At 37.2% G+C, this 7356-nt stretch carries 11 protein-coding genes and 1 pseudogene; 1 reads left to right on the top strand and 11 read right to left on the bottom strand.

Annotation, left to right across the window (positions count from 1 at the left end; translation table 11 throughout):
- Positions 1-305 precede the first annotated feature (305 nt).
- Positions 306-1445: an NAD(P)/FAD-dependent oxidoreductase gene (locus tag M3202_RS21790; RefSeq protein WP_251225321.1), complete on the bottom strand. Its 1140-nt coding sequence runs from the start codon at positions 1443-1445 to the stop codon at positions 306-308.
- Positions 1446-1653: 208 nt separating this feature from the next.
- A complete protein-coding gene (locus tag M3202_RS21785) occupies positions 1654-2310 on the bottom strand; it encodes a class I SAM-dependent methyltransferase (protein ID WP_251225320.1) in 657 nt (218 codons plus the stop codon).
- A gap of 15 nt (positions 2311-2325) precedes the next feature.
- Between M3202_RS21785 and M3202_RS21780 the strand changes: the two genes are divergently transcribed.
- Complete coding sequence (locus M3202_RS21780; protein WP_251225319.1) at positions 2326-2496, top strand: hypothetical protein; 171 nt, start codon at positions 2326-2328, stop codon at positions 2494-2496.
- On the opposite strand, the gene M3202_RS21775 is transcribed toward M3202_RS21780, so the two are convergent.
- The 9 genes and pseudogenes from M3202_RS21775 to M3202_RS22495 form a co-directional block, all read right to left on the bottom strand.
- Positions 2488-3267 carry a sulfite exporter TauE/SafE family protein gene (locus M3202_RS21775; RefSeq protein ID WP_251225318.1) on the bottom strand — a complete coding sequence of 260 codons (780 nt, stop codon included), beginning with the start codon at positions 3265-3267 and terminating at the stop codon, positions 2488-2490. The genes M3202_RS21780 and M3202_RS21775 overlap by 9 nt on opposite strands.
- 66 nt (positions 3268-3333) lie before the next feature.
- Positions 3334-3561 (bottom strand): sulfurtransferase TusA family protein, encoded by a 228-nt coding sequence (locus M3202_RS21770; RefSeq protein ID WP_251225317.1) that lies wholly within the window; start codon positions 3559-3561, stop codon positions 3334-3336.
- Between the two features lie 22 nt (positions 3562-3583).
- Positions 3584-4708 carry an MBL fold metallo-hydrolase gene (locus M3202_RS21765; protein ID WP_432805986.1) on the bottom strand — a complete coding sequence of 375 codons (1125 nt, stop codon included), beginning with the start codon at positions 4706-4708 and terminating at the stop codon, positions 3584-3586.
- Between the two features lie 20 nt (positions 4709-4728).
- Complete coding sequence (locus M3202_RS21760) at positions 4729-5124, bottom strand: DsrE/DsrF/DrsH-like family protein (protein WP_251225315.1); 396 nt, start codon at positions 5122-5124, stop codon at positions 4729-4731.
- A 27-nt stretch (positions 5125-5151) separates the two neighbouring features.
- A complete protein-coding gene (locus M3202_RS21755) occupies positions 5152-5724 on the bottom strand; it encodes a sulfurtransferase TusA family protein (RefSeq protein WP_251225314.1) in 573 nt (190 codons plus the stop codon).
- 25 nt (positions 5725-5749) lie between these two features.
- On the bottom strand, positions 5750-6064 hold the full coding sequence (locus tag M3202_RS21750) for a rhodanese-like domain-containing protein (RefSeq protein WP_251225313.1): 315 nt from the start codon (positions 6062-6064) through the stop codon (positions 5750-5752).
- A 68-nt stretch (positions 6065-6132) separates the two neighbouring features.
- Positions 6133-6513, bottom strand: a pseudogene (locus tag M3202_RS21745) (DsrE/DsrF/DrsH-like family protein); the annotation flags it as partial.
- A gap of 50 nt (positions 6514-6563) precedes the next feature.
- Positions 6564-6824, bottom strand: a complete 261-nt coding sequence (locus M3202_RS21740) for a metal-sensitive transcriptional regulator (RefSeq protein ID WP_251225312.1) — start codon at positions 6822-6824, stop codon at positions 6564-6566.
- Between the two features lie 73 nt (positions 6825-6897).
- Positions 6898-7209 (bottom strand): rhodanese-like domain-containing protein, encoded by a 312-nt coding sequence (locus tag M3202_RS22495; RefSeq protein ID WP_285890654.1) that lies wholly within the window; start codon positions 7207-7209, stop codon positions 6898-6900.
- Between the last annotated feature and the right edge of the window lie 147 nt (positions 7210-7356).

The following is a 7356-nucleotide window of genomic DNA, read 5'->3' as shown; positions in this document are numbered from 1 at the left end:
TATCAAGTAGATTTGTAAAATGAAGGGGGAGCAAAGGATTGCTTCCTCTTCATTTTGGACAGTGAATCCGTCAGTTTTAGGACAATTAGCGCCGTCAAGATCCAGACATTGTAGAACGTCATTAACACTAATACACTTTTGAGTCAGCCTCATTTATTTAAAAATGGTTCAAGTTAGATGTATCGTGTAATAACCACGTATAGACCATATCCTATCCCTACCAGGAACAGTAGCCTTGGGAGGGTCAAAGATTGCTCCAAATATGTCTCACTTGGCTCCCCCCTTGATGGTTCAAGTGTATACCTCTACAGAATATAATCTATATTCCCTTGTTCCCGCACAAAGTATTCTTTAAAAGATTTCTTCATAAAAGCTGCTACTGGACCTGTAACGGGAACTTTACTCCGGGTTCCACCCCAAATTGTATCAGCCTCAATATAGGCCGCATTGTCTCCACCCATTTCCATTACACATAGTACTTCGGGTGTATAAAGTGCATTTGCATTGCCGACTTTTAATTCATGAGCAATATTCCGGGCAATTACTTTTGCACCAGCCATTGCATTATGCCCCATTTTCGGACCTACCATCTGGATCATATCCCCAGTCGCAAAAACATTTGGATAGTGAATCGACCGCAGTTGTTCGTTAACTGGAACAAATCCACCCTCACCTTCCAGACCACTTCCTTGTAGTCCCTTTGGACCTTCGTATGCAGGCATGATAAACGACAATTGACTTTCCACAGCGTAACCATTTTTAAACCGTACTTCATTTTCTGCTATTTCACTTAACTCTACGTTGACATGAAGATGAATGTTATGTTTTTCAAACTGCTCTTTGACAAACTCTTGAACTACAGGCCCACCCGGGGCAAAAGCAACAGGCTTAGCGGTAAAATAATGAAATTCTGTTTGATCCCTTAAACCCTTTTCACGGAGATAATGATCGAATTGGAATAAAACTTCAAGAGCTGGTCCCTCGCAAGGGCTATTTGCAGCTACACCAGCTACGAAAGTTCCACCTTTAAAAGATGAAATCGCTTTGCGTAGCTTTAAAGCCATATCGATTGTTTGCAATGAATGACCGTAATCATTAAATCCAGAAATATTTTCATATGCGAAATGTGCACCCATCGCCATAACAAGATAATCGTAGTCAATCGTTTGATCTGAAAAATAGACTTTCTGTTCTTTAGGGTCAATCTTTTCAATATCACCAGCTAAAAAGTCAATATCTCTCTTGTGAAGCAATTCAGGTAATGACAGAACAATATCTTCGGGATTAATATGACCAAGTGCCACACCTGGGAAGGCAGCACGCATATAGAACTTGTCCAGATTTGAAATTAACAAAATATCATGTTCATTACCTAATTCATTTCGAAGGGACTGTGCAGCAACTATTCCCCCGAATCCTCCACCTGCTATAATAATTTTTGCCATGCAATATCATCTCCTTACTATTTTCATACTCCCTATGGTATCCAATAAATGTGATGAAAGTGTTAAGAAATATAAACTATTTTGTATTCTTGTAATAATTCGCTTCTTCTATTGATTTATGGGTTCAAAGGTATAATGAATCACTCGATCATCTTACTTTCATGACTTTCATATATTCTTCTAAATGTATTCCCATTACTTTATGGAATTAAACAGTTTTAGCCTCTATCGCATAAATTGCTGGATTTAAGTGAGTGACCTCTATGTCAAATCCATTTCCCCTCAAAAGTTCACCCAGCTTTTGAGAAGGAATTCTTTCATGAAGAGGTGGACCCATTTCAGTCTCTACAGCTTCCCATTCTAATAGCAATAGCTGTCCACCAGGCTTCAAAATTCGTTTAATTTCACATAGTGCTTTATCCAGATTTGGTACCTCGTGAATAACAAAAGTAATCAAAGCTTTGTTTACCAAATCGAGTTGTATGTTTTCTATGTCACTAACCACATAATTAATGTTATCGATTTGTTCTTCTACAGCGTTTACTTTGAGCATCTCCAGCATTTTCGGCTCAATATCAACAGCATAAACAGTTTTCTTCACACCTTTGGCAATCGGTAATGTGAAATAACCGTTTCCAGCTCCCAAATCCGCAACCGTATCTTTCATATTTAAATCCAACATTTCGATTACCATATTTGGGGGTATTAATTCTTTTCGTTTCGTACTCATTAGTTTGTCCGCATCATTTGGATTAAATCGACTCCCTGCCATACTTTCCCTTCTCTCCTTATTATTCCGTTCCAATCTTTCCTCTATTATGTTATAATTCATAGTAAGCACATTGGTTTTAGTCGTTTTAATCACAGGAGGTTTTTCTTGATGAATATCTTAAAAAATCTTTTTATAGAGAAGTGCCCAAAGTGTAATGATGTTTTAGTAAATAAAACCCATACATTAACAGCTCAAATTATTAAGTTTTGTCCAAATGGCCACTATGAAAAAGAGTTCCATCCAACAATTGAATCATATATTGAGAAATATTTAACTTAAAATATCAATCCATATCTTTATTGAAGTACCTAGAATCAATAAAGCTAAAATCCATTGTAATAGTTTCGTATTGACTTTCTTCCCAAAACTCGCTCCTAATGGGGAAGCGATTAAGCTTGCAACAACCATTATAAGTGCAGGTACTAACAAAACTTGACCCGTTGTAATTTTCCCAATAGTAGAACCGATGGAAGAAATAAAGGTAATGGCCAGCGACGTAGCTATGGTCATTCTAGTTGGAATTTTGAGAACCACAAGCATGATAGGTACCAAAATAAAAGCACCTGCTGCCCCAACAATACCAGCTCCTACGCCAACAATAAAAGCTAATAAGGCAGCGAACCATTTATTAAACGTTACTTGATCATTCGGTATATCATCTAACCCTTTCTTTGGGACAAACATCATAATGGCCGCAATGGTTGCTAAAGTAGCATAAACAATGTTAATACCACCTTCAGACAAAAATCTTGAACCATAGGCACCAATAAAACTTCCTACTAAAATACTTACACCCATATATAAAATAAGTGTCTTATTTAAAAATCCACCTTTTCGATAGACCCATACACCACCAATCGTAGCGAAGAAAACCTGTACTGCACTGATTCCTGAAACTTCATGAGCACTAAATGCAGCTAATCCTAGCGCGGGTGGAATGTATAACAGCATTGGGTATTTAATAATCGATCCACCTATTCCGACCATCCCCGAAATAAATGATCCTATAAATCCTATTAGAAAAATAGAGATTAAAAACAAAACGTCCATAAGATTTCCCTCCTTTACATACAAAAGGAGCACTATTAGTACCCCTTTTGTAATTGGTTTTTACCCTTAACATTTTTTAATCCAAAACTTTAAAACTCCATCTTCTTCTGTATCTTGTAATAATTCATGACCACCAGATTTCGCCCATGCTGTAAGGTCACTTTTTGCTCCTTTATCAGTAGCGTGAATTTCTAACACTTGCCCAGATTCTATCTCTCCAATAGCTTTCTTTGTTTTTACGATTGGCATTGGACATGCCAGCCCTTTTGCATCTAAAATTTTTTCTGCATTCATCAAAATCTCTCCTTTTTATTTATTATCCGTGAATCGCACAACGATTTGGTCCAATTTCCATTTCACTTTGCTCATCATTATTTGGTGTAATCTTACCCATGTTAGTTTCACGAATTTCTTGATAAGCATTCGGCTGTGGTGGTAGATTTTCCGATACAGCACGACGGAATTCTTTCTCATCCATATTTAAGCCTGCATTTTTTTCAAATAGGTCGCCCAGTTTTGCATGAACTTGACCGTTTTTACCTAATTCACTCGCATTACCGTAGTGTGCTGGGAGAACGATAAGTTCATCAGACAACTGCTTATATTTATCATATAACGTGTTACGTAAATCATCTGCCCAGTCTCCAGCTTTCCCAGCTAGGTCAGGACGGCCAATGGATTCTACAAAAAGGATATCTCCGGTTAACAAGTATTGACCGTCAACAACCAATGACGTACTTCCAATAGTATGACCTGGAGAATACAGTGGCTCCGCTTTAACCTTTGTATTTCCTACAGATATATCTTTCCCCTCGACAAGTGGCTCATAAGAGAATTGTACTTCCTCTGCATCTTTTGGTGGTAAATAGTACGTCGCACCTGTACGCTCTTGTAATAAACGTCCACCAGAAATATGATCAGCATGTAAGTGCGTATCAAGAACATGCTTAATAGTGACATTTTTTTCTTTTGCAAAGTCAATATACGCATCAATTGTACGGGTGGAGTCAACAACTATGGCCTCTCCGTTTGATTCAATGAAATATGAGAGACAGCCTTTACCAATACGAACAAATTGATAAATAGAGCCACCGTCTTTCAAATCACCAATTTTCACTGGATTTAAATATTCACTCCATGTCTTCATACCGCCTTCAAGAACAAATACATCCTCAAAGCCAGCGTCAACTAAATGTTCCCCAACCATCTCGGACGACCCTTGCTTCGCACAAACAACAAGAATCTCACTATTTTTAGGGAGTTTATCAACAATCTCATCAACCCCATCAATCAAATCGAAATAAGGGACATTTAAGTGCTCAACTTGTTTCCCCTCGATTTTCCAATCACTAAATGCGTCTTCGTTTCTAACGTCTAAAATAAAAAGTGCATTATTACTTAAAACCTTCTCGGTCACTTCTTTTGCTGAAATTAATTTCATGCCCAATTAAAAAACCTCCTTTAGAATGTTAATGTAATATTGGCGTCTGATGCATAGTGAATAAAGCTGGCCGCGCCACCAACTTCTATGCCATCAACAAATGCATCTTTATCAAGACTCATAACATCCATCGTCATTTGGCAAGCGATAATCTTTACACCCAATTCTTGTGCCATTGAAAGTAATTTTGGGATAGATGGTACGTTCTCCTTTTTAAAACCTTCTTGAAAATGCTCCCGGCCTTCAGGGATAGGAAGCTGCGTATGTTCTTCCTTATGAATTAAATTTAAACCTTCAAAAGTGAAAAAGATCCCCACTTCGGCATCACTTGCTGCCGCAGCTGTTGCCACGTTAAATACCTTATATGCATCGAATAAACTCCCATTACTTGCAATAATCGCTACTTTTGTTGCCATTTTTACATTCCTCCATCTAGTTTATTTTTATTGATTTTTTTCGACTGAACCGGACCACTCAACCATTCCTTGAACAACATTTTTAACATTTTTAAAGCCTTTTTCAGTAAGCTGCTTTGAGGCTAAGTCACTGCGGTTTCCGGTACGACACACAACGTAAACTTCACTTTCTTTATCCAACTCATCTGCTCGATTCTCTAGTTCACCCAATGGAATTGATTTAGCGCCTGGAATGTGTCCAAAGCTATATTCTGCCGGTTCACGAACATCAAGTATCGTTAAATTTCCTCCTGCTTCTATTTTCTTTTGTAATTCCTCATTTTGAATGACATGAGGATAGTCTTTTTCTTCTTTCACTTCAGATTTACTGGCTTTACGGACATAATGCTTCAATACATCTCCATCTTCTGCTGTACCAAGATACTGATGGCCACTGCTTTTTGCCCATGCTTGAATATCAGCAACTGACCCTTTATCCGTCGCTTGCACCTCGATTACTTGCCCAGGTTCTAAGTCCTTCATCGCTTTTTTCGTTTTTACAATCGGCATCGGACAAGCAAGTCCTTTTGCATCTAACACATGATCCGTTTGAATGGTCATATCTTACCCCTCCATTTTTTGTTTGTTATTTCCTTTCACTTTCCCAATTGGACATTCCACCAACCATATTCTTGACCTTAAAACCTTTCTCGGTTAACCATTCAGAGGCTAAACCACTACGGTTGCCGGAACGACAGACCATAATATATTCTTTTTCTTTATCCAATTCATCTAGACGAGTTAAAATTTCTCCTAAGGGGATGTGTTTTGCCCCTAGGATTTTCCCTGTTTGAATTTCATTTTCTTCTCTAACATCAATGATGTTGAGATTTTCACCACTTTTTAATTGTCTTGCTATATCAAAAGGTTTTACTTCATTTATTTTCAGTTTTGTTTTCATTATTTTGCCTCCTTTCTTACTCGTTTAGTTTCACCAAAGTTACATGCTAAATACTTTCATAGGTATTTTTATATGAATAAATTCACTTTGGCTTCATTGGCATCACCGAGATAAGCTGCCACACCTGCATAGTCAAGTCCATCGATTAATTCTTCTTTTTGTAAACCAAGCAAATCCATGGTCATTGTGCAAGCAACAAGCTTAACACCTTGTTCTTGTGCCATCTCAATCAGTTGTGGAAGAGATACCACATTGTGTTTTTTCATAACATGTTTTATCATCTTAGGACCCATTCCACCAAAATTCATTTTTGATAATCCCAATTTTTCCGGACCACGTGGCATCATAAAGCCAAAGGCTCTTTCAAGTAATCCTTTTTTAACATGTACTTGCTCATCTTTTCTTAAAGCATTAAGTCCCCAAAAAGTATGAAAGATGGTTACCTCATGAACAGAAATGATGAATAGGCTGTTCGTTTTTGTAAACAGCCAAAATTTAATTATCTACTCTTTACCAATAAATTAACAGCTTCTTGAATAAGTTCCTCTGTATCTTCGCCTCTTTCTATTTGCAGACGAATACATTCTTCTAAGTTTGAACTCACAACGACACCTATGGCGCGGTCTAATGCAGATCTTACTGCCGACATTTGACCAACTAGATCTTTACACTCTTTTCCCTCTTCCATCATTCTTAATATACCTCTAACTTGACCTTCAATACGTTTCATTCTATTTTTGATTTGGTCATTGTATTCCATATTAAAACCTCCAATTTTATCTATTGTTTTATCCCTTTCCGCTTTTTGTCTGTCCTGACCAAGAGGAAATCCCTCATGACAAGTGTGAAACATCTGTATAGTTTTTCTTCTGTAAAATTCGTGCTGCCTGTTTATTTCGCATGCCACTTTGGCAATACAAAATTAATTCTTTGTCTTTGGGAAGTTCTTTTAAACGTTGCTTTAACCTAGATAATGGAATATTAACAGCACCATGAATGTGGCCAGAGTAAAATTCATGAGTTTCTCGCACATCAATCAATTCTTTATTTCCGGTTACTCTTAATTTTTCACGAAGCTCCTCCTCTGTTAAATTTCTTAAGTTTTTAACTGGAGCTACTCTTTTATAAACGAACCATCCTACCAAAGTAAATAAAAGTATATTAATAACTCAAACTTCGCAGACTGAAATTGATAAATAAGCCTTGATATAGGTAGGCAGACCGCTAATCCATTGCTGAAGTTGACTTTTCATCCATTTTTGAATAGTTTTATTTGACTTTTTAAGGGTATC

It is taken from the genome of Halalkalibacter oceani (genome assembly GCF_023715605.1).
GTDB lineage: Bacteria > Bacillota > Bacilli > Bacillales > Bacillaceae_D > Halalkalibacter > Halalkalibacter oceani.
The sequence above is the reverse complement of the archived record's forward strand: the minus strand, read 5'-3'. Positions and strand labels throughout refer to the sequence as shown.

Bases quoted from the DNA above. Each gene is read 5' to 3' on its own strand.
- M3202_RS21755 (WP_251225314.1), bottom strand. From the start codon at position 5,724: ATGACCATTCAAACGGATCATGTGTTAGATGCAAAAGGACTTGCTTGT.
- M3202_RS21780 (WP_251225319.1), top strand. From the start codon at position 2,326: ATGAATATCTTAAAAAATCTTTTTATAGAGAAGTGCCCAAAGTGTAAT.
- M3202_RS21750 (WP_251225313.1), bottom strand. From the start codon at position 6,064: ATGAAAACAAAACTGAAAATAAATGAAGTAAAACCTTTTGATATAGCA.
- M3202_RS21765 (WP_432805986.1), bottom strand. From the start codon at position 4,708: ATGAAATTAATTTCAGCAAAAGAAGTGACCGAGAAGGTTTTAAGTAAT.
- M3202_RS21760 (WP_251225315.1), bottom strand. From the start codon at position 5,124: ATGGCAACAAAAGTAGCGATTATTGCAAGTAATGGGAGTTTATTCGAT.
- M3202_RS21790 (WP_251225321.1), bottom strand. From the start codon at position 1,445: ATGGCAAAAATTATTATAGCAGGTGGAGGATTCGGGGGAATAGTTGCT.
- M3202_RS21740 (WP_251225312.1), bottom strand. From the start codon at position 6,824: ATGGAATACAATGACCAAATCAAAAATAGAATGAAACGTATTGAAGGT.
- M3202_RS21770 (WP_251225317.1), bottom strand. From the start codon at position 3,561: ATGAATGCAGAAAAAATTTTAGATGCAAAAGGGCTGGCATGTCCAATG.
- M3202_RS21775 (WP_251225318.1), bottom strand. From the start codon at position 3,267: ATGGACGTTTTGTTTTTAATCTCTATTTTTCTAATAGGATTTATAGGA.